Source organism: Nonomuraea sp. NPDC049400 (genome assembly GCF_044466425.1).
In the GTDB taxonomy this organism is placed as follows: domain Bacteria; phylum Actinomycetota; class Actinomycetes; order Streptosporangiales; family Streptosporangiaceae; genus Nonomuraea.
Genome location: NZ_JBITMP010000019.1, coordinates 22,859 through 42,891, shown reverse-complemented (window position 1 = coordinate 42,891; position 20,033 = coordinate 22,859). Strand labels below are relative to the sequence as shown.

Annotated in this window: 17 protein-coding genes and 1 pseudogene; 5 read left to right on the top strand and 13 right to left on the bottom strand. The window is 68.9% G+C overall.

Annotated features, from left to right (window positions below; all coding sequences use genetic code 11):
• Window positions 1-11: 11 nt before the first annotated feature.
• From ACIBVN_RS28495 to ACIBVN_RS28480, 4 genes are all read right to left on the bottom strand, one after another.
• Entirely contained in the window at window positions 12-425 is a 414-nt protein-coding gene (locus ACIBVN_RS28495) for a roadblock/LC7 domain-containing protein (protein ID WP_201760494.1), read from the bottom strand.
• Window positions 426-430: 5 nt separating this feature from the next.
• On the bottom strand, window positions 431-3,685 hold the full coding sequence (locus ACIBVN_RS28490) for a nitrate- and nitrite sensing domain-containing protein (RefSeq protein WP_397141435.1): 3,255 nt from the start codon (window positions 3,683-3,685) through the stop codon (window positions 431-433).
• Between the two features lie 249 nt (window positions 3,686-3,934).
• Complete coding sequence (locus ACIBVN_RS28485) at window positions 3,935-5,332, bottom strand: aminobutyraldehyde dehydrogenase (RefSeq protein ID WP_397141433.1); 1,398 nt, start codon at window positions 5,330-5,332, stop codon at window positions 3,935-3,937.
• Between the two features lies 1 nt (window position 5,333).
• Complete coding sequence (locus ACIBVN_RS28480; RefSeq protein ID WP_397141431.1) at window positions 5,334-6,584, bottom strand: glycosyltransferase; 1,251 nt, start codon at window positions 6,582-6,584, stop codon at window positions 5,334-5,336.
• Window positions 6,585-6,730: 146 nt separating this feature from the next.
• Between ACIBVN_RS28480 and ACIBVN_RS28475 the strand changes: the two genes are divergently transcribed.
• Window positions 6,731-7,336 carry a TetR/AcrR family transcriptional regulator gene (locus tag ACIBVN_RS28475; protein ID WP_397141429.1) on the top strand — a complete coding sequence of 202 codons (606 nt, stop codon included), beginning with the start codon at window positions 6,731-6,733 and terminating at the stop codon, window positions 7,334-7,336.
• A gap of 2 nt (window positions 7,337-7,338) precedes the next feature.
• Here the strand turns inward: ACIBVN_RS28475 and ACIBVN_RS28470 are convergent, their stop codons facing one another.
• The 4 genes from ACIBVN_RS28470 to ACIBVN_RS28455 are packed head-to-tail and all read right to left on the bottom strand — an operon-like array spanning window position 7,339 to window position 11,131.
• Window positions 7,339-8,388 carry an ABC transporter ATP-binding protein gene (locus ACIBVN_RS28470; RefSeq protein ID WP_397141427.1) on the bottom strand — a complete coding sequence of 350 codons (1,050 nt, stop codon included), beginning with the start codon at window positions 8,386-8,388 and terminating at the stop codon, window positions 7,339-7,341.
• Window positions 8,375-9,154: an ABC transporter permease gene (locus tag ACIBVN_RS28465; protein WP_397141425.1), complete on the bottom strand. Its 780-nt coding sequence runs from the start codon at window positions 9,152-9,154 to the stop codon at window positions 8,375-8,377. Before ACIBVN_RS28465 ends, ACIBVN_RS28470 begins: the two co-directional genes overlap by 14 nt.
• Window positions 9,147-10,001: an ABC transporter permease gene (locus ACIBVN_RS28460; RefSeq protein ID WP_397141423.1), complete on the bottom strand. Its 855-nt coding sequence runs from the start codon at window positions 9,999-10,001 to the stop codon at window positions 9,147-9,149. The genes ACIBVN_RS28465 and ACIBVN_RS28460 overlap by 8 nt, the downstream gene beginning before the upstream one ends.
• A gap of 5 nt (window positions 10,002-10,006) precedes the next feature.
• Window positions 10,007-11,131: a spermidine/putrescine ABC transporter substrate-binding protein gene (locus ACIBVN_RS28455; RefSeq protein ID WP_397141421.1), complete on the bottom strand. Its 1,125-nt coding sequence runs from the start codon at window positions 11,129-11,131 to the stop codon at window positions 10,007-10,009.
• 172 nt (window positions 11,132-11,303) lie between these two features.
• On the opposite strand from ACIBVN_RS28455, the gene ACIBVN_RS28450 reads away from it, so the two are divergent.
• Complete coding sequence (locus ACIBVN_RS28450; RefSeq protein ID WP_397141419.1) at window positions 11,304-12,407, top strand: hypothetical protein; 1,104 nt, start codon at window positions 11,304-11,306, stop codon at window positions 12,405-12,407.
• Window positions 12,404-13,363 (top strand): SIS domain-containing protein, encoded by a 960-nt coding sequence (locus ACIBVN_RS28445; protein ID WP_397141417.1) that lies wholly within the window; start codon window positions 12,404-12,406, stop codon window positions 13,361-13,363. Before ACIBVN_RS28450 ends, ACIBVN_RS28445 begins: the two co-directional genes overlap by 4 nt.
• A gap of 25 nt (window positions 13,364-13,388) precedes the next feature.
• On the opposite strand, the gene ACIBVN_RS28440 is transcribed toward ACIBVN_RS28445, so the two are convergent.
• From ACIBVN_RS28440 to ACIBVN_RS28425, 4 genes are read right to left on the bottom strand one after another with little or no spacing between them, the layout of a single operon-like run.
• Window positions 13,389-13,952 (bottom strand): GTP-binding protein, encoded by a 564-nt coding sequence (locus tag ACIBVN_RS28440; protein WP_397141415.1) that lies wholly within the window; start codon window positions 13,950-13,952, stop codon window positions 13,389-13,391.
• A complete protein-coding gene (locus ACIBVN_RS28435; RefSeq protein WP_397141413.1) occupies window positions 13,933-14,313 on the bottom strand; it encodes a DUF742 domain-containing protein in 381 nt (126 codons plus the stop codon). The genes ACIBVN_RS28440 and ACIBVN_RS28435 overlap by 20 nt, the downstream gene beginning before the upstream one ends.
• 26 nt (window positions 14,314-14,339) lie before the next feature.
• Window positions 14,340-14,759, bottom strand: coding sequence for a roadblock/LC7 domain-containing protein (locus tag ACIBVN_RS28430; RefSeq protein ID WP_397141411.1), 420 nt, complete (start codon window positions 14,757-14,759; stop codon window positions 14,340-14,342).
• Window positions 14,759-17,311: a nitrate- and nitrite sensing domain-containing protein gene (locus ACIBVN_RS28425; protein WP_397141409.1), complete on the bottom strand. Its 2,553-nt coding sequence runs from the start codon at window positions 17,309-17,311 to the stop codon at window positions 14,759-14,761. Before ACIBVN_RS28425 ends, ACIBVN_RS28430 begins: the two co-directional genes overlap by 1 nt.
• A 469-nt stretch (window positions 17,312-17,780) precedes the next feature.
• On the opposite strand from ACIBVN_RS28425, the pseudogene ACIBVN_RS28420 reads away from it, so the two are divergent.
• Window positions 17,781-17,997: pseudogene (locus ACIBVN_RS28420) on the top strand (ATP-binding cassette domain-containing protein); the annotation flags it as partial.
• Between the two features lie 150 nt (window positions 17,998-18,147).
• A complete protein-coding gene (locus tag ACIBVN_RS28415) occupies window positions 18,148-19,089 on the top strand; it encodes an ABC transporter substrate-binding protein (protein ID WP_397141407.1) in 942 nt (313 codons plus the stop codon).
• 137 nt (window positions 19,090-19,226) lie between these two features.
• Here ACIBVN_RS28415 and ACIBVN_RS28410 read toward each other — a convergent pair whose 3' ends face one another.
• Window positions 19,227-19,991 carry a TetR/AcrR family transcriptional regulator gene (locus tag ACIBVN_RS28410; RefSeq protein WP_397141405.1) on the bottom strand — a complete coding sequence of 255 codons (765 nt, stop codon included), beginning with the start codon at window positions 19,989-19,991 and terminating at the stop codon, window positions 19,227-19,229.
• Between the last annotated feature and the right edge of the window lie 42 nt (window positions 19,992-20,033).

Sequence of the window (20,033 nt, the reverse complement as noted above, 5' to 3'; positions counted from 1 at the left end):
TCACCGCCCCGCTAGCGGGGGCGGGCCGCTTGCAGCTCGGCGCGTACAGCCGGCGTCAGCACCTGACCGGCCCGCTCGACCAGCAAGGTCATCTGGTACGCCACCAACCCCATGTCGCAGTCGGGCGCAGCCAGGACGGCCAAGCAGGACCCATCGCTGATGGACATGATCATCAAGAGCCCACGCTGCATTTCGATAACGGTCTGCGTCACCATACCGCCCTCGAAGACCCGCGCAGCGCCCTGGGTGAGGCTGATCACACCCGAGGCCACCGCGGCGAGCTGGTCGGCCCGGTCCTTGGGAAAACCCTCAGAGAAGGCCAGCGGCAAGCCGTCGGACGACACCACGACCGTGTGCGCGACACCCGGCACGTTGTTCACGAAGTCCGTGATCAACCAGCTTATGCCGCGCGCTCCCTGGCTCATTTCTCTCATTTGTCCTCCTCATTCTCTTCTCCGCGGGTGAACGCTCGGCCTTGCCGGACACCCTGCTGGAAGCTGGAGAGCCTGCTGCGCAGCCGTTCGGGCGAGACCTGCGGCGCCGGCGGCTGTCCCTGAGACTGGGCCTGGGGGTCGGCGAGGCCGGCCGTGCCGGGCACCAGGTTGGCCTTGGGGACGCGACGGGGCAGACCCGAGGGCGTGGTGCCGCCCTGCGCGGGCTGCGCGGCGGCCTGCGCCGCCTGGAAGCCGGAGTCCGCGGGCGAGGACCACGTCGCGCCCGCCCCGGACGCGCCAGGCTTGCGCCGGGGCAGCCCGCTGGCCGTGGGAGAGGCCGCGTCCGCGGGCACGGCCGGGTGCACGGCCGTGATCTCGGGCTCCTCCTCCTTCACGGGAGGTGGCTGCTCGGTACGCGCGGCCAGGATCTCGGGATCGGGCCGGCGGAACCAGTCGGACCCGACCGACGAGAAGATCGGCAGGAACTCGTCGCCCTGCTCCTCCATGGGCGAGTTGCGCACCACGGGGAGCGGCCCGGTCATGTCCTGCGAGGAGTAGGCGCCGGGACCGAACCTGTCGAAGTTCGAGTGCCCGTTCTGCTCGAACTGGTCGGCGGGCTTGAGCTCCTCCGCGAACGGCGAGCGGGACCCGTCACCGAGCTGCGACCGCGGCCGATCCTCCGCCTCGAACAGCGACCTGCGCGGCTGCGGGTCGGCGAACGACGACCACTGCGGCTCCTCCTGCGGCTGCTTCGGCGGCTCGGTGGCGAACGACGGCCAGCGCGGCTCGTCGTCCTGCAGAGGCGGCGGCTCCGCGAAGGACGGCCACCGGTTCTCCGCGAACGGCTCCTGCGCGGGCTGCGGCGTCTCCTCGGAGAACGACGGCCAGCGCGGCTCCTCGAACGACTGCTGGGCCGGCTGCGGCGTCTCGTCGGAGAAGGACGGCCAGCGCGGCTGGTCGCCGCCCTGCGCCCCCGACCCGCCCTGCGCCTGCTCCGCGAAAGGCGACTGGCGCTCGCCGAAGGACGGCTGCTCACCGAAGGACGGCTGCTCACCAAAAGATGGCTGCTCACCATAAGGCGGCTGCTCACCAAAAGGCGGCTGCCCACCGAAAGACGGCTGCTCGCCGAAGGGCTGCTCGAACGGGCGATCATCGGCCGGCCGCTCGTTGTACGCCGCGGGCTGCTCGCCGAACGCGGACCAGCCCGCGCTCCCTGGCACCGGCAGCGACCCCGGCCACTGCGTGTCGACGACCTGCTCGGGCCCGTCGGCGGCGCGGGAGCCGTTCTGCGACGGCTCACCGAACATGCTCGGGTCGAACGTCGTGAACGCCTCGTACTGCCCGCCCTGCTGCGGCACGCCGACCCCGCTGCTGATCAGCATGTCGGGCAGCATGACCAGCGCGCTCAACCCGCCGGTCTCCCGCTGGCTGAGCTGCACGCGGATGCCGTGCCGCAAGGCCAGCCGGCCGACCACGAACAGGCCCATGCGCCGCGACACCGACACGTCGACGACGGGCGGGTTCGCCAGCCGCCAGTTGGCCTCCGACAGCTCCTCCGGGCTCATCCCGATGCCCATGTCGTTGATCGACACGAGCACGCCGCCCTCGGCGGGCGTGCTGGTGACCGTGACCTTGCTCTCGCGGGGGGAGAACGAGATCGCGTTCTCGATCAGCTCGGCGAGCAGGTGGACGGCGTCGGTGACAGCCGGGCCGACGATCAGCGTGCCGGACGGGATCTGGATCTGGACCCGCTCGTAGTTCTCGACCTCGGACAGCGAGGCGCGGGCGATGTCGACCAGCGGCACCGGCTCGCTCCACTTGCGCGCGGCCTCCTGGCCGGCGAGGACCAGGAGGTTCTCGCTGTTGCGGCGCATGCGGGTGGCCAGGTGGTCGAGCCTGAACAGGTTCGCGAGCCGCTGCTCGTCCTCTTCACCCTGCTCCAGGCCCTCGATGAGCTGCAGCTGCCGCTCGACCAGCGTCTGGCTGCGGCGGGAGAGGTTGACGAACATCGAGTTGACGTTCGCACGCAGCTTGGCCTCGTCACCGGCCAGCCGGATCGCCTCGCGGTGGACCTCGTCGAACGCCCGCGCCACCTCACCGATCTCGTCGCGGGTGTTGACGCCGACCGACGGCACCTCGGGCACGTGCGCGCCGTCGCCGGACTCGCGCAGCACGCGGACGGTCTCGGGCAGCCGGGTAGTGGCGACCTGGAGCGCCTCGGCACGCAGCCGGCGCAGCGGGCGGACCAGCGAGCCGGCCACGCGGGTGGTGAAGATCAGGACGAGGAGCAGCAGGACGAGGATCATCGCACCGGAGATGATCGCGTTGCGCTGCTCGGTGTCGCTCAGGTCCCGGGTCCTGGTCACGATCTTGGTGGCCAGGCCGTCCTCGACCTTGCGCAAGGCGTTGCCGGACAGGCTGGTGCTGTCGAACCAGTTGCTCAGGTCACGGTGGGTGGTGACGTCGAGGTCCTTGATCCGGTTGTACGCGCGCACCTGGGCGAGCGCGCGCTGGCGCATGGCGTCGGCGAGGTCGATCTCGGGCCCTCGCATGAGCTGCTGGTACGCCTTCAGGTCCGCGGGGTCCGCCTCCTGCTCGAAGGAGGCCAGCTCGGCCTGCTGCTTGTTCCAGGAGCCCAGGAGGTCCGACAGGTCGTCGCTGTCCAGCTGGCGCTCGACGAGCGCCACGATCAGGATGATCTGCTGGCGCGAGATCTCCTCCTTGACCTGCTGGAGCGCACCGATCGAGGCCACCTCACGCTGGAGGGTGTCGTCGCTGACACCGTCTCCCAGGTCGCCCTGGATCGCGGAGAAGGTGCTGATCATGGTGGTGTAGATGCTGATGGCGGCGCGCGGCGGCACGTTCGAGACCATCGACGTGCGGAGGCTGTCGAGGCCCTCGAGCCAGCGGCGCATGTTCGCGACGCCCTCGCGGACGCGAGCCGAGTGGGTGGCGTCGATGGCCGTGGCCGCGCTGAGCACCTGCTTCTTGGCGGCGTCAGTGGCCTGTCGCTGCGTCTTGAGCTGGACGAGGCGCTGGCCGCGGCTGCGGTCGGCGACGTACCACGCGGTGAGCGTGCGTTCCTTGCCGAGCTCGTGGTTGAGCGCCCCGATGCGCTGCACGAGCTCGGCGACCTGGGTCAGACGGCGGTATTCGGCGCTGGTGCCGATGGCGTCGGCCAGCTGCACGCCGGCGAGCAGCACACCCACGACCGTGGGGATGAGGATCAGCGCGACCAGCCTGGAGCGCACACGCCAGTTCCCCAGCCGGAAACGTCCGCCTGTGTACTCCCCTGACCTCGTGTGCCTGGGGTCTTTCGTCCTCACTGACTCTCGCTACCTCTCGCCGGTACGTGCTCGAAAAATCAGACACGCGTGTGGCGCATGGGATTCTGTCCGGCTGGGTAATTGGAACACAACCCGTACCAGATCGGCCAACCGAACATATCTCATCACATGTGCCCAAGGGTTCACTTTGGGCAACATAGCGCCGTACACGTTTCAGGCGGGCCGGAAAGAATCCCGGTTGGCCGGTGCCGCGTGCTTCACCATCAGGTGCCGCGTCACCGAGTACTCCTGGACCGCCTCCTGGCTCATGTCCTTGCCGAACCCACTGCCCTTCACCCCACCGTGCGGCGCCTCGCTGGCGATGGGCAGATGGTCGTTAACCCAGGTCACGCCCACATCGAGCCGATGTGAAACGCGCATGGCCCTGGAGACGTCACGCGACCACACCGACGAGGCCAGACCGTACCTGGTGTCGTTGGCCAGCCTGACCGCCTCGTCCTCGCCGTCGAACGGTAGCGCGACGAGCACCGGTCCGAAAAGCTCCCCTTGCACGATCTCGCTGTCCTGCGCGACGTCGGTCACGAGCGTGGGCGGGTAGAAGAACCCGGAGCCCTCGATCGGGGCGCCGCCGTGCAGCACGCGCCCGCCGGCTCCGGAGACGAACCCGTGCACCCGCTCCCGGTGCGCGGCGGAGATCAGCGGGCCGATGTCCGTGGCCGGGTCCCAGGGGTCACCGACGGTTATTTTGGCAAGAGTTGCCCGGAGCGCCTCGACCGCGTCCGCGTACACCTCGCGGGCGACGTACACGCGGGTGGCGGCAGTGCAGTCCTGACCGGTGTTGTACGTCGCCCCCATGGCCACGCCGCGGGCCATCTCCGCCAGGTCGGCGTCCTCGAAGACCAGCGCGGGCGCCTTGCCGCCGAGCTCGAGGTGCACCCGCTTGAGCGTGGCCGCGGCCCCGGTCATGACCGCCCGGCCCGTCTCCGTGGAGCCGGTGACGCTGACCATGTCCACGCCGGGGTCGGTGACCAGTGCCTGGCCGACCTCCGCGTCCCCGGTGACCGCCTGCACGAGCCCGTGGGGCGCGCCCGCCTTGGCGAACAGCTCGGCCAGCCGCAGCGTCGTGCGCGGCGTCTGCGGCGCCGGCTTGATCACCACGGCATTGCCGGCGGCGACCGCCGGGCCGATCTTCCAGACGGCCATGACGAACGGGAAGTTCCACGGCGCGATGGAGCCCACCACGCCGACGGGGCGGCGCAGCAGGACCGAGGTGTAGCCGGGGCTGAACACCCCGGCGCCCGAGCCTTCGAGCGAGCGGGCGGCACCGGCGAAGAAGCGCAGGTTGTCGACGGCGAACGGCAGCTCACCGTCCCTGAACACCGTCGCGGGCTTGCCCGTCTCCTCCACCTCGAGCCTGGTGAGCTCCTCGGCGTCGGCCTCCACCAGGTCGGCCACCCGCAGCAGCAGCCGGGCACGGTCGGCGGGAGTGGCCTGCGACCACTCCTCGAAGGCCGCCCGGGCCGTGCGTACGGCCGCCGCCACGCCCTCCACCGGCGTGTCCGGAATTTCGGCACACGGCAGACCGGTGGCGGGGTTGATCAGTTCACGCATGTCACTCGCCAAGTTGCTCGATCAGGTCGGCGGCCTTGCGCAGGCCGTCGCGACGCCGGATCTCCTCGCCCGCGGCGGCGAGCCGGGCACGCAGCTCGGTGTCCCCGAGCAGCCGCTCGACCGCCCCCTTCAGTTCCTCGTCTGTGAAGGTGTAGGTGGAGAGCCTGACACCATAGCCGAGTTCATCGACCCGCTGGGCATTGTCGTACTGGTCCCAGAAGAGCGGCAGCAGGATCATCGGCTTGCCGAAGTGCAGCGCCTCTGTGGTCGTGTTGTTGCCGCCGTGGGTGATGACCAAGTCACACAGTGGGATGATCTTAGTCTGCGGGAGGAACTCCGCGCCCCACATGTTGTCGGCCAGCTTGATCTCCTCGTGCAGCGGGCCCTTGGAGACGATGTACTGGTGCGGCGTGGTGGCCAGGACGTCGATCACCCGCTGCATCAGCTCCACGTCGGAGGAGCCGAGCGAGCCGAGCGAGAAGTAGACCAGCGAGCCCTCATTACCCTCGAAGGGCAGCGCGAAGTCATCGTCGGTCTCGCGCACGGATGAGTCGAGCCGGTGCCAGGACTCGCCGAGCGGGCGGGCGTCGCTGTAGTCGAGGACCTCCGGGTAGACGTAGAGGTTCAGGTCGCCCTGGTGGATGAAGTCCAGGTCGGGCAGCGGCGCGGCGCCCTGCTCGACGCACCACTCGTTGAAGGCGCTCCAGAGCTCGCGGTGGGTGCGGTCGTACTCGGCGCGGAAGGCGTCCCACTCGGAGCGGTCGTCGGCGGGCAGTCCGGAGAAGACCGGCGCGATGTTCTCGCCGCGCACCTCGAGCGGGTTGCAGGAGACGATGCGGACGAACTTCTTGCCCGCGGTGAGCAGCGCCGGGAACGTGATCACGTTGTCCTCGACGATGACGTCGGGGTTCACCCGCTCGATGATGGCCTTGAGCTGCGGCTCGCAGTACTTCACGCCGTCGATCAGCTCGACCCAGATGGGCTTGGTGACGGTCTCGAGCTGCTCCAGCGTGCTCTTGCGGTACTCGGGCGCGGTCTCCCGGATGAAGTCCTTCCAGAACTGGCCCGGGTCCTGCTCCTCCGTGTTCTCGGGCGGCGGGGCGAGGTCCACGAGGTCCTCCTCGAAGCCGAGCGCCTCGAGCTTGCCCTTCCACGACGCCTCGGCGGCGAAGACGACGCGGTGGCCGCGGCGGCGGAGGATGTCGCCGATGCCTATGCAGTTGTTGGTCGGACCGTACGCGCTTTCAGGCATGAACAGGATGGTGAGAGACATCGAGACTCCGGGGAAACTCATCGATTTGAAGAGGAATTCAAGAACTCATCTAGCGTGGAGGTCAAGTAACCGGCACTATGGTCACGGCTAACTGAACAGCAGCCAAACGAGTGAGGGTGGTGCGGGTGGCACAGCGCAAAAGCCGTAGTGACCGGCGCATCGACTTGATCGAGGCCGCGCGCAGGGCCATCATCCGCCACGGCGTCGACGGCGTACAGCTCTCGCACGTCGCCGAGGAGGCCGGGCTCACCTCCGGCGCGGTGCTCTACCACTACCCCGACCTCAGCGAGCTGCTGGTCGAGGCGCAGCACTCGGGCATGGAGCGCTTCTACGAGCAGCGCGTGCGACAGCTCGCCGCGCTCACCGACCCGGTCCAGAAGCTGGTCGTCACGATCAGGTCGGGGCTGCCGACCGGGCCGCTCGACCCCGACGTGCGCCTGCTCAACGAGCTGGGCGGGGCCGCAGGCCGCAACCGGGTCTACGGGGTGCTGCTCACCTCGCTCTACGACCGCCAGGTGTCGATGTACCAGGCGATCCTGGACACCGGGGCGGCGCTCGGGGTGTTCAAGCTGAGCGCCGACTCGCTGACCATCGCGCGCAACCTGGTGGCGCTGGAGGACGCCTACGGCTACCGCATCACGGCCAGGCACCCGGTCATCGGCCCGGCGGAGGCGACAGAGCTGATCCTGTCGTACGCGCGCGCAGCCACGGGCAACGACCTGGCCCGCTGACATCATGGATAGACCGCCATGATGACCGCGTCCTCGGCGTTCCAGCGCACCTTGACCTTGGCGCCCACCTCCATCGAGCTCGCCCCCTGCACGGCGACGAGCAGCGGCTTGTCGCGGCCCGGCACGTCCACGGAGATGTGCGAGACGCCGCCGTAGAAGCTGACGTCCAGGACGCTGCCCTTGAGGCCGCGGGTGGCGTTCTCGCCGGCCAGCTCGACCTTCTCGGGCCGGACCGCCAGCAGCGCCTTGGCGCCCGCTTCCAGCTCCTCCAGCGGGGTGCCGGCCAGCATGCCGAACTCGTCGGTCTTGATCCCGTCGAGCCCGCTGGCCGTGCCGTGGAAGAGGTTGTTGGCACCGACGAAGTCGGCCACGAACGGCGTGCGGGGCCGCTCGTAGAGCGCGACCGGCTTGTCCACCTGGCGCACGCTGCCGCGGTCGAAGACCGCGATGCGGTCGGCCAGCGACATGGCCTCCTCCTGGTCGTGCGTGACGACCACGAACGTGATGCCGACCTCGTGCTGCAGCCGCTTGAGCTCCAGCTGCATGTCGGCGCGGACCTTCTTGTCCAGGGCCGACAGGGGCTCGTCGAGCAGCAGCAGGCGGGGCCGCTTGACGATGGAGCGGGCCAGCGCGACCCGCTGCCGCTGGCCGCCGGAGAGCTGGGCGGGCTTGCGACCGGCGTGCGCCGACAGCCCGACGGTCTCCAGCACCTCACCGACGCGCTGCTTGATCTCGTCGCGGGACAGCCGCTCGCGCTCAAGCCCGTAGGCCACGTTCTTGGCCACGGTCATGTGGGGGAACAGCGCGTACGACTGGAACATGAGGCTGATCGGCCGCCGGTTCGGCTGCTTGGACAGCAGGTCGTCGCCGTCGAGCGTCACCGTGCCCGCGTCGGGCGTCTCGAACCCGGCGATGATGCGCAGCAGCGTGGTCTTGCCGCAGCCCGAGGGGCCGAGCAGGGCGAAGAACTCGCCCTGCTCGATCTCCAGCGACACGTCGTCGAGCGCGGTGACGTCACCGAACCTGCGGGTGATGCCATCAATCTTGAGCACGAGCCTCACCGATCTTGGTCATACGCTGCCCGGCGATCACGGCCGTGAAGCTCACGAGGAGCAGGATCGCGGCCAGCGCGTTGATCTTCGGGGTCACTCCGAAACGAATCATTGAGTAGATGACGATCGGCAGCGTCTGCTCGCTGTTGCCGATCGTGAAGAACGCGATCACGAACTCGTCCAGCGACAGCGTGAACGCCAGCAGCGCGCCCGCGACGATGCCCGGCGCGAGCTGCGGCAGCGTGATCCTGATGAACGTCTCCACCGGCCCGGCGCCCAGATCGCGCGAGGCCTCCTCCAGGGAGGTGTCGGAGTTGGCGAGCCTCGTACGCACCACCGCCGCCACGAACGACATCGCGAACAGGCCGTGGGCGAGCACCACGGAGTACAGGCCGAGCGTGAGCGCGATCACGCCGTAGAACAGCAGCAGGCCGATCGCGATCACCAGGTCGGGCAGCACTGCCGGCATGAGAGCGATGGCGTCCAGCAACTTCGACCTGCTGTACCTGGCCAGCCCGACGGCCAGCAGGGTGCCGAGCACGGTGGCGATCACCGTGGAGCCCGAGGCCACGATCAGCGTGTTGACCAGGCCGTCCCTGACCCGCTCGTCGTGGGCCAGCTCGCCGTACCACTTGAGGCTGAAGCCCTCGTACGTGTACGCCGACTTGCCGGAGTTGAACGACATGACGACCAGCACGACGATCGGCAGGTAGAGGAAGACGTACGTGGCCCAGAACGGGACATACAACAACTTTGACCTACGCACGGCGGGCCACCCATGCCTGCGCGAGGAGCAGCACGATCAGCACCGCGATGAGCGCCAGCGCGAGCGTGGCGCCGAACGGCCAGTCGCGAGCCTTCAGGAACTGGTCGCGGATCAGATTGCCCACCATGATCGACTTGCTGCCGCCGAGGATCTCGGGGATGACGAAGTTGCCGAAGCTCGGCACGAAGACGAACAGGCACCCGGTCATCACGCCAGGAACGGTCAGCGGGAGTGTGACCTTCCTGAACGTGGTGAGCCCCGAGGCGCCCAGGTTCGCCGAGGCCTCCCTGAGCTGCGGGTCGAGCCGCTCGATCGCCGCGTACAGCGGCAGCACCATCAGCGGCAGGTACGAGTAGAGCAGCCCGGCGACGATCGTGCCCTGCTTGTACAGCAGCTCCAGCTGCGTGCCCAGCAGCGAGTTGACCAGTCCGGGGCCGCTGAGCAGCATGATCCACGCGTACACGCGGATGATGAAGTTCGTCCAGAACGGCAGCACGATCGCGACCAGTGCCACCGTCTTCCATTTCCGCGGCAGCTGCGCGATCACGTACGCCGTCGGATAGCCGATCAGCAGCGCGACCAGCGTCGTCAGCGCCGCGAGCTTCAGCGAGGTGACCATCACGCCCAGATAGAGCGGGTCGGCCAGGCGCTCGAAGTTCTCGGTGGTGAACTCGTAGACGATGCCGCCGAAGCGGCCTCGCTGGAACACCGTGTTGCTGAGCACCAGCGCCAGTGGCACCAGCAACAGCACGATCAGGTAGGTGACACCGGGTGACAGGAAAACGAACGCACCCAGCCGGCGCCCCCGCCAACGGGACACCGGCCGGGCCTTGACCTCAGACTTCACCGTGGTTACTGCTGTGCCGTGATCTCGGTCGACAGGCGCGTGTACTTGGTCGACGCCTGGCCCAGGTCGACGATCGACTCACCGTTGAGCAGCTCGGCGGGCTTGATGCCGAGCAGCGAGCCCTTGGGGACCGTCACCTTCTCCATGGCGGCCTTGTTCGGGACCTTGTAGTTGATGTTCTCGGCGGCCCAGCTGTGGATCTCGGGGTCGAGGATGTAGTTGATCAGGGCGTGCGCGGCCTCCTTGTTCTTGGAGGACTTCATGATCACCATGGTGTCCACCCAGAGGTCGCTGCCCTCCTTCGGCACCACGAACTTGATGTTGTTCTTCTCGTCCGTGGTCGGGCACCAGCCGTCCCACGCCTCGACCATGACGGCCTCGCCGGACTTCAGCTTCTCGCCGAACGTGGTGTCGTCGTAGGTGAGCAGGTGGGGCTTCTGCGCCAGGAGGGCTTCCTTGACCTTGGCGATCTCCTCGTCCTTGTCGGTGTTGACCGAGTAGCCGAGCGCCTTGAGCGCGGGCAGGGCCAGCCAGCGCTCGGTGGTCATCATGGTGATCTTCTTGTCCGCCCAGGCCGGGGGCTTGAGGAGATCGTTCCAACTCTTCGGCTCGGCCTTCACCAGGTCGCTGCGGTAGCAGATGCCGGTCGTGCCCCAGGTGTAGGGCACCGAGTACTTGTTGCCCTTGTCGTAGGAGAGCTGGGTGGCCTCCGGGTAGAGGTTGGCCAGGTTGGGGATCAGCTCGGGGTGGATCGGCTCCAGCAGGCCGGCCGCGTTGAGCGCCTGGGCGTACTGGCCCGACACGAACGCCACGTCGATGCCGCTGTCACCGGGGGCGGTGAGCTTGGTCATCGCCTCCTCGTTGGTGGCGTGCAGCGCGACCTTCATGTCCTTGACCTTGAGCTTGTCCTTGACTCTCTGGGGCAGCTCCTTGGGCGTGTAACCGTCCCAGACCGTGATCTGGAGTGTCTGCTGCGACAGGTCCGCGTTCGGCTTGAGCTGGTCGGCCGCCGCCGCGGCCGTGCCTTCTGAGCTGGTCGACGACTCACCGCCGCACGCCGAGACGGCAAGCGCGAGGCCGACCGCCGCCATGGCGGCCGGGAGACGACGGGTGAACCGGGTACGGGACACGGCCGCTACTCCTTCTGAAATTTGTGCTGTTTGAGGGGTCGCGCGACCTTACCGGACACAGCAGACCAGAGCAGGAGTGTTGCAGGGTAAATCAACATGAGCAAGACTTTTGCTGACATTGCTACCTGGAAGTTTGGTCTACGAGTTGAATTGGGATTCAATAGCCACCCGGTTGCTCTCTCTCGGTGAGTCGCCGCTCACCGCCCGAGACCGCGGCCTCACCGCGGCGCTCCTCCTGCTGCTCAAGGGCCAGGTGCCGGAGCCGTTCGGAGTGCGCTGGTTTCTGCCGCTGCCAACCCTCTCGTACCGGCTTGAGGATCTCCACACTGGGGCCCCAGGTGAGCGTGACTTCGGCCCACACGTGGACCAGACGAACTACTCGGTGGTGGTGGACGAGCAGGTCGTGGTCAAGTGGCTCACCCCGCCTGTCCCCCTGCCCCACCCCACCCCGGAGATCTTCGCCCATCTCGTTGAGGCGGGCTTCAACGACACTGCCCCGCCGTACGCTGCCCTGACCCGCACGGTGGGCGCGCACGAGGAGCTCCTCGCCTTGGTCACCGGCTATCTGCCGGAGGCCCGCGACGGCTGGGAGTGGTGCGTCGACGAGGCCGTCGCCGGCAGCACGCGCTTCGCTCCCGCCATCGGCCGCCTCGCCGCCGGCCTCCACCTCGCCCTCGCCGCCTTCCCCTCCGGGGATACGGCGCGCACCCGTGCGGCGGCCAGGGCGGAGTCCGCACTCGTGGAGGCGCTCGAGCTCACCGACGGCGAGGACGGCGCGTGGCTGGCCACCAGAGCGGCACGCATGCGGCACGAGCTGGCGCCCCTCCAGGCGGACATCACGAGCCCCCGCATCCGGATCCACGGCGACCTCCACGTGGGCCAGATCCTCCAGTGGCGGGACGGCTACGCGGTGATCGACTTCGACGGCAACCCGACCGTCACCGACGCCGAGCCGTGCCAGCCCGCCGCCCGGGACGTGGCCCAGCTCACCACGAGCCTCGAGCACGTGGCCCAGGTCGCCGTCAGACGGCGAGGCGTGCGCCCCGATCAGGCGGTCGCCTGGGCGGCGAAGGCCCGTGCCGAGCTGCTGGCCGCGTACAAGGATCGCCTGGCCGAAGAGGGCAGGCCGGATCTCCTGGACGAAAGGCTGATCCGCCCGTTCGAGGTGGAGCAGGAGTGCCGCGAGCTGATCTACGCCGCGCGCCATCTGCCCCGCTGGCGCTACGCCCCCATGGGCGTCCTGCGCACCTGGTACCAAGAGGAGAACATCACGTGAATTCCGAGCTCTACCTGTCCGACCTGGAGGCCAAGCCGGCGGCCCTGCGGAGCCTGGCGGGCGCGCTCCGGGCGGAGAGCCCCTTCGAGCGGCTCCCGAGCGGCCTCACCAGGGTGCTCTTCCTGGGCATGGGCAGCTCCAGGTACGCCGCGGGCGTGGCCGCGCTGCGCCTGCGCGCCGCGGGCATCGACGCGTACGCCGACTACGCCTCGGCCGCCGCCACTTACCCGGCCGCCGAGGACACCCTGGTCATCCCGATCTCGGCCACGGGCAAGAGCAGGGAGACGCTCGACGCCACGGAACGGTACGCGAACGGCCCCTCCTTTCTCGCGGTGCTCACCAACTCCCCCGGCTCGCCCCTCACCCAGGCGGCCGGTCTGGTCGTCGACATGCGGGCGGGCGAGGAGCGCGGCGGCGTGGCCTGCCGTACGTTCCAGCACACTCTGGCCCTCCTCCTGGCTCTGGAGGCTCATCTCACCGGGACCAGCCGCGATGTGCCTGGGCTGGTCGAGCGGGCCGCCGAGGCCACCGAGGACCTCCTGGACCGCAGGGACGAGTGGCTCCCCCTGACGATGGAGCTGCTGGACGGCGAGCACGGCGTCTACACCATCGCCCCGGCCGAGCGTCTGTCGTCGGCCGAGCAGTCGGCGCTGATGTTCCGCGAGGGCCCGCGCCGCCCCGCCGACGCCTGCGAGAGCGGCGACTGGTCCCACGTGGACGTCTACCTCACCAAGACCCTCGACTACCGCGCCCTGCTCTTCCCCGGCTCCCGCTACGACGGCCAGGCCATGGAGTGGGTGCGCGAGCGCGGTTCCACGGTGGTCACCGTGGGCGCGGAGGTGAAGGACGCCACGGCCGCCGTCAGGTACGTCCACGACACCGACCCGGACGTCGCCCTGCTCACCGAGACGCTGGTGGCCGAGCTCGTCGCCGCCCACTGGTGGTCGGCGGGCTAGCTCCGGGCGGCTGGTGGTCGGCGGGCTAGCTCCGGGCGGCCAGGGCGTGCTCGACGAGCGAGATGAGGGTGCTCTTGACCGCCTGCCGCTCCCGCGCGTCCGTGCGCACGATCGGCACTTGCGGCGACAGGGTGAGCGCCTCCCGCACCTCGTTCTCGGCGTGCGGGAACTCCCCGTTCCAGCCGTTCAGCCCGACGACGAACGGTATGCGGGACTCCTCGAAGTAGTCCACGGCGGGGAAGCTGTCGGCCAGCCGCCGCGAGTCCACCAGCACCACGGCCCCGATGGCGCCGCGCACGATGTCGTCCCACATGAACCAGAACCGGTGCTGCCCGGGCGTGCCGAACAGATAGAGGATCAGGTCACGCTCCAGCGAGAGCCGTCCGAAGTCCATGGCCACGGTGGTGGTGGTCTTGCCCGGAGTGTGCGCGAGGTCGTCGACGTCCGCGGACGCGTCCGTCATCACCGCCTCCGTGGTCAGCGGCGTGATCTCGGACACCGATCCCACGAACGTGGTCTTCCCGACGCCGAACCCGCCCGCCACGACGATTTTCGTGGAGGTGAGCCGGCTAGAGCCTGCGAAGTCCACTCAATACCCTTTCAAGCAGGCCCCTGTCGGGGAGGCCCGCGTCCAGCTGCGGCTGGTACACCCTGACCAGCCCGTCCGCCTCCATGTCGGCCACCAGCACCCGCGCCACCCCGAGTGGCACGCTCAGCAGCGCCGAGATCTCCGCCACGGACCGCACCTGCCGGCACAGCTCGCTGATCACGCGGTATTCACGGGTGTACGTCGTACCGAGTTGTGCGGAGGTGGCCGACGATACCAGGGCCTCCATTGCGAGCTCCGTGCGAGGAGCGGTCCTGCCGCCGGTGACGGCGTACATCCGGACGAGCGAGCTGCGCTCCTGCTCCAGCTCGTCGTTGTGCCACGATGCCACGTCTGCTCCCATCACCCCGTCCGCCTGCCTCGCCCCTTTTAGGGACGCGCTGCCGACAGTTCAGCCCGCACGACAGGTGTGAGCACCTGACCCGCACGCTCGACCAGGATCGTCATCTGGTAGGCCACCAGCCCCATGTCGCAGTCCGGCGCGGCCAGCACCGCCAGGCAGGATCCGTCGCTGATCGACACCACGAGCAGCAGGCCGCGTTCCATCTCGACGAGGGTCTGGGTCACGCCTCCGCCCTCGAACACGCGCGCCGAACCCTGCGTGAGGCTGACGAGCCCGGCTGCGACGGCGGCGAGCTGGTCGGCGCGGTCTTTGGGGAAGCCCCTGGAGTAGGCCATGGGCAGCCCGTCGGCGGATACGACCACGGCGTGCGCCACGCCGGGGACCTCGTCGACGAAGCGGCTGACCAGCCAGTTGATGTCCCTGGCCCCCTGGCTCAGCTCTTTCATCAGTCCTCCTCGAGCTCGGCGCGGCCTTTGCGCACGCCCTGCTGGTAGCTGGCCAGCCTGTTACGCAGCCGGTCGGGCGACGGCGGAGGAGCGGGAGCGGGCGGGGGTTTCGGATTCGCGGTGCCCGGTACCAGATTCGCCCTCGGGGTCCGCTTCGGCAGGCCGGAGCCGGTGGTGCCGTTCCGCACGGGCTCCGCGGTCGCGCCGGCGGCCTGCCAGCCCTGGTCGGCGGTTGTTTTCCAGCCTGGGTCGCGGTGGTCCTCGGTGGCCGCCGGCTTGGTGAACCAGTTGCTCTCCTCGATCGCGGCGTAGATGGACATGAAGTCGTCCTTGGCCGCGCTCGGGGTGGCGAACGACGGGTACGCGTCACCCGGCGTGGCCGGGTCCGGCGGCGGCTCGACCGAGTGGGCGCGGGACGAGGTGAACCAGGACGAGGGCTCGGGCGCCGGCGCCGCGCCGTCCAGCGACGGGTGCCCAGAGAACGGCGCGGAGAACGGCGCCGAGAACGGCGCGGAAGGCGTCGGCAGGGTCGCCTGCGGGGGCGGCTGGACGCGCTGCGGCGCGAGCGGCGCGGGCGGCGCAGGCGGCGCGGGCGGCACCGCCGTGAGCAGCGCGGACGGGATGAGCACCATGGCGGTCAGCCCGCCGATGTCCTGCGAGCGCAGCCGCACTCTGATGCTGTGCCGCAGCGCCAGCCGCCCGACCACGAACAGGCCCATGCGCCGCGACACCGACACGTCCACGACCGGCGGGTTCGCCAGCCGCCAGTTGGCCTCCGACAGCTCCTCGGGGCTCATCCCGATCCCGTGGTCGGTGACCGACAACATCAGCGAGCCGCCGTCGATCCGGCCGCTGGAGATGATGACCTTGGTGTCCCGCGAGGAGAACGAGACGGCGTTCTCGATCAGTTCGGCGAACAGGTGCACCACGTCGGTGACGGCCTGCCCGGCGATGGCGACGTCCGACTGGACCTGGATGCTGACCCGGTCGTAGCTCTCAACTTCGCCGAGCGCGGCGCGCACGATGTCCATCAGTTCGACCGGCTCGCTCCACTTGCGCGCGGCCTCCTGGCCGGCGAGGACCAGGAGGTTCTCGCTGTTGCGGCGCATGCGGGTGGCCAGGTGGTCGAGCCTGAACAGGTCGCCGAGCCTGGCGTCGTCGCGCTCGCCGCGCTCCAGCCGCTCGATCAGCGTCAGCTGCCGCTCGACCAGCGTCTGGCTGCGCCTGGACAGGTTGACGAACATGGCGTTGACGTTCGCGCGCAGCTTGGCCTCGTCGCCGGCCAGCCGCACCGCCTCGCGGTGCACCTCGTCGAACGCGCGGGCGACCTCGCCCACCTCGTCCTTGGAGAAGATCCCGATGGGCGGCACATCGGTCTGGACCGCTCCGTCGCGCGACTCGCGCAGGTGCTGGACGAAGTCGGGCAGCCGCCTGCCCGCGATCTCCAGCGCCTCGCCCCGCAGGTGGCGCAGGGGGCGTACGAGCGACCTGGCGACCCCGGTGGTGACCAGCAGGACCGCCACGAGCAGCGCCAGCACGGCGCCCGCGGCCACGAACGCCTGCTGCCGCTCGCCGGCGCTGAGCGCCTCGCTTCTGGCCATGATGCCCTGGGCCTGGCGCTCCTCGACCTTGCGCATGGAGCCGACGACCACGCCGGCTGCGTCGAACCACTCCTTGGCGTCGTCGCGCCGGCTCAGGTCGAGGCCGCGCAGGGGCAGCCCCTTGGTGCCCCTGATCAGCACGAGTTCGCGCAGGAGCAGCATGCGGTCGGCGGACCTGCCGTTGACGGTCTCGTCGAAGAAGAGCCGCTCCTCCGTGGTGGCCTCGACGGTGAAGGCCCTGCGCTCGTTGAGCTCCTTGGACTGCTCGCCGAGGAAACGCTTGAGCTGGTCCTGGTCGAACGCCCCCTCGGCCAGCGCGACGGTGACCAGCGCCTGCTGGTACGAGACGCTCTCCTTCGCCCTGGCCAGGGCGTCGAGCATGCGGGTCTGGCGGAACAGCTCGTCGTCCAAGCTGTCCTTGACCAGCTCGTTGTGGACGGAGAGCAGTTCGCCGATCAAGGTCGTGTAGAGCTCCACGGCGGGGCCCGGCAGCAGGTTGTCCTCGAGCGCCTGCTTGCGCAGAGCGGTCAGGTCGTCCAGCCGGCTGATCAGGTTCCCGAGCTGGTCGGCGGAGCGGCCGGTCGCGTCGTTCAGCAGCTGCCTGACGGTGCCGCGTACCTGACCGGCGATCCTGTCCACCTCGTTCATCTGGTTCCGCACCGCGGGCAGCCCGTCCGCCGGGCGGTTGCGGGCGATGTACCAGGCGGTCCTGGCCCGCTCGGCGGCCACCTCGTGGGTGAGGCCGCCCAGCTGGGCGGAGAGCCGGGCGAACTGGTTGGTACGGGCGTAGTCGCCGGCGGCGGCCGTCCTCGCGAGCACCTGGACGCCGCCGAGCAGCACGGCGGCGGCCGTCGGGATCAAGATGAGGGCGACGAGACGTGCGCGGACGCGCCAATTGCTCAGGCGCCAGGTCCCCCTACTGGCCTGCCTCTCGCCCAGCCCTGTACTCACAGAACGCTCCTCGCCCGAATTGGCGTATTTGAGAGGGTTGTGCCCCATGGGAAAGCAGCAAGTGCCGGTAATTACAACACATCCCACGGCAGGTTAGCTCACACGAACATAACGCTACAAAAAACAAGTTCTGTGACTACTGAGACAAAAGCCGAGGTCTTCCCATAATGATCATAGAGCGGGAAATAAACCTCAAACGCACGATATATCCAGTTGTGGGGCTTTCACACGCTCCAACTTCATAACACGCGAGGAGCGTGCTGATCTCTGGAAGGTCACGACGTTGAGATGGCCGTTATTCCGGACATATGTTGTGCCAATCATGAAGGAGGCGTAGGTGGGGAATTCTGCCGACAGCGCGGCCATCACCGTCGAGGGCCTTTGGAAGATCTTCGACTCCAGGGGCGTGAGCTCCCACCGCGGGCGAGATCAGGATCGGCGGCGAGGACATCAGCAGCGCCTCCCCCGCCCGGCTCGCAACGTGATCGACAACGTCGCGTACGGGCTGGAGGTCCAGGGCGCCGCCAAGACGGCCAGGCACGCGCGGGCCGCGGAGATCCTCTCCCCCGTCGGCCTCGACTGGCCACGCCGACGCCTACCCCGACCAGCTCTCCGGCGGCATGCAGCAGCGCGTCGGGCTGGCCCGCCCGCTGGCCGTGGACCCGCAGGTAATGCTGTTCAGCAAGACCGTGAGGAAGAAGTTCGCCGACACCGGCGAGCAGGCCGCGAAGAAGTGGGTCGAGGCCAACACCGCCAAGTGGCAGGCCTGGATCCCCAAGTGACGCCCTCTTGACCGCGGCCCCGCACAAGGGGCTGCGGTCTACGGGAGACCTCTCATGTTACGAACGAAGAAGCTCGTCGGGCCGCTGGTCGCGGCCCTGCTCCTGGTGTCGGCGTGCTCCGGCGAGGAGCCCGCCGCCCCCGCCGGGGCCAAGGGCACCGTCAACATCGACATCCACGGCCGGGTCGGGTACGAGGCCCAGGCCGCCGTGCTGGCGTATCTGCTCGAGCACGAGCTGGGCTACACGGTGCGCAAACGGCCCGTGAAGGAGGGCCAGTCCTGGGAGGATTTCGAGTCCGGCAAGGTCGACGTGATCGTCGAGAGCTGGGGGCACAACGACCTGAAAAAGAAGTTCATCGAGCAGCGGCAGGTGGCTCTGTCGGCCGGCCTCACCGGGAACAAAGGCGTGATCGGGTGGTATGTCCCTGAATGGATGGCCAAGAAATATCCTGACATTACGGACTACCGAAACCTCAATAAGTACGCGCCTCTCTTCCGGACCGAAAAGACCGGAAACCTCGGACAGGTTCTGGACGGTGATCCGACGTTCGTCACCAACGACGAGGCTCTCGTCAAGAACCTCGGACTCAATTACCAGGTCGTCTACTCGGGCGGCGAGGCCGCATTGATCAAGGCGGCCGAGTTCGCGACCAAGAATCGGACACCGCTGCTGATGTATTTCTACGAGCCGCAATGGCTCTTCACCAAGGTCAAGCTGGTCAAGGTCGCGCTGCCGCCCTATGCCGTGGGCTGCGACGACAACCCGAAGAAGGTCGCCTGCGACTACCCGCCGTACCTGCTGGACAAGATCGTCAGCAGGCGGTTCGCGGAGACCGGCGGCAAGGCGTACGAGCTGGTCCGCAACTTCAGCTGGACCAACGACGACCAGAACGCGGTGGCCGGCGACATGATCAACGAGAAGATGACCGCCGAGCAGGCGGCGGAGCGGTGGGTGCGGGAGAACAAGATCGTGTGGAAGGACTGGATCCCCCGTTGAGGTTCGACCACGTCATCGGCGGCGGCGCGCGCTGCGCGCCGACCCCTCGGTGTCGGTCCTGGTGCTGGAGGCCGGTCGGCCCGACTACCTGGTCGTTTCAGCGCTTTTCGGTGCTCTGTGCGCCCGCGCGGTAGCGCTCACGCCGCCCGGGAGTTCACCAGCGCCTCGATGCCGTCGAGCACGCGCTGCAGGCCGAACTCGAAGGCGTGCTCCGGGCTGTAGGCCGCGTTGAGCTGCTCGCCGGCTGCCTGGCCGACGCGCGAGGCCGTGGGGAACCGGCCGGCGTCGGCGATGCGGCTGAAGAAGGGCGCGTGCGCGGCCCACCACTGCTCGTCGGTCATGCCCGTCTGGCTCTCCGCCTGGGCGGCCTCCACCGCGCCCCTGGCCGTCCCGTGCACGAACCCGGTGACCAAGGTGATCACCGAGTCCATCTCCAGGTCCGACAGGCCGATGCCGTCCACGGCGCGCAGCTCGTAGTCGTACTTCGCCGTGACGTTCGGGCCGAGCACGGGCCGGCTCGCCGCCACCTGCAGCAGCCACGGATGGCGCAGGTAGAGCGCCCAGTTCTCCCTGGCGATCTGCTCCAGCCTGCCCCGCCAGCCGCCGGGCACGTCCTCCGGCCTGGCCGTCTCTCCGTAGACGGTGTCGAGCATGACGTCGAACAGCTCGGGTTTGCCCGGGACGTACGTGTAGAGCGACATCGTCCCGACACCCAGCCGCTCGGCCACGCGCCGCATGGACAGCGCCTGCAGCCCCTCGGCGTCGGCGACCTCGATGGCCGCGCGCACGATGCGGTCGACGCTCAGCTCGGGCTTGCCCTTGCGGCTGGCGCGCTCACTGGTGCGCCAGAGCAGGGCCAGGCTGCGCGCGGGGTCGCCCTTCCCGGAGTACTCAACGGTCACATCCGTACGGTACACCGTACGATTGCGTGCACTCAACCGTAT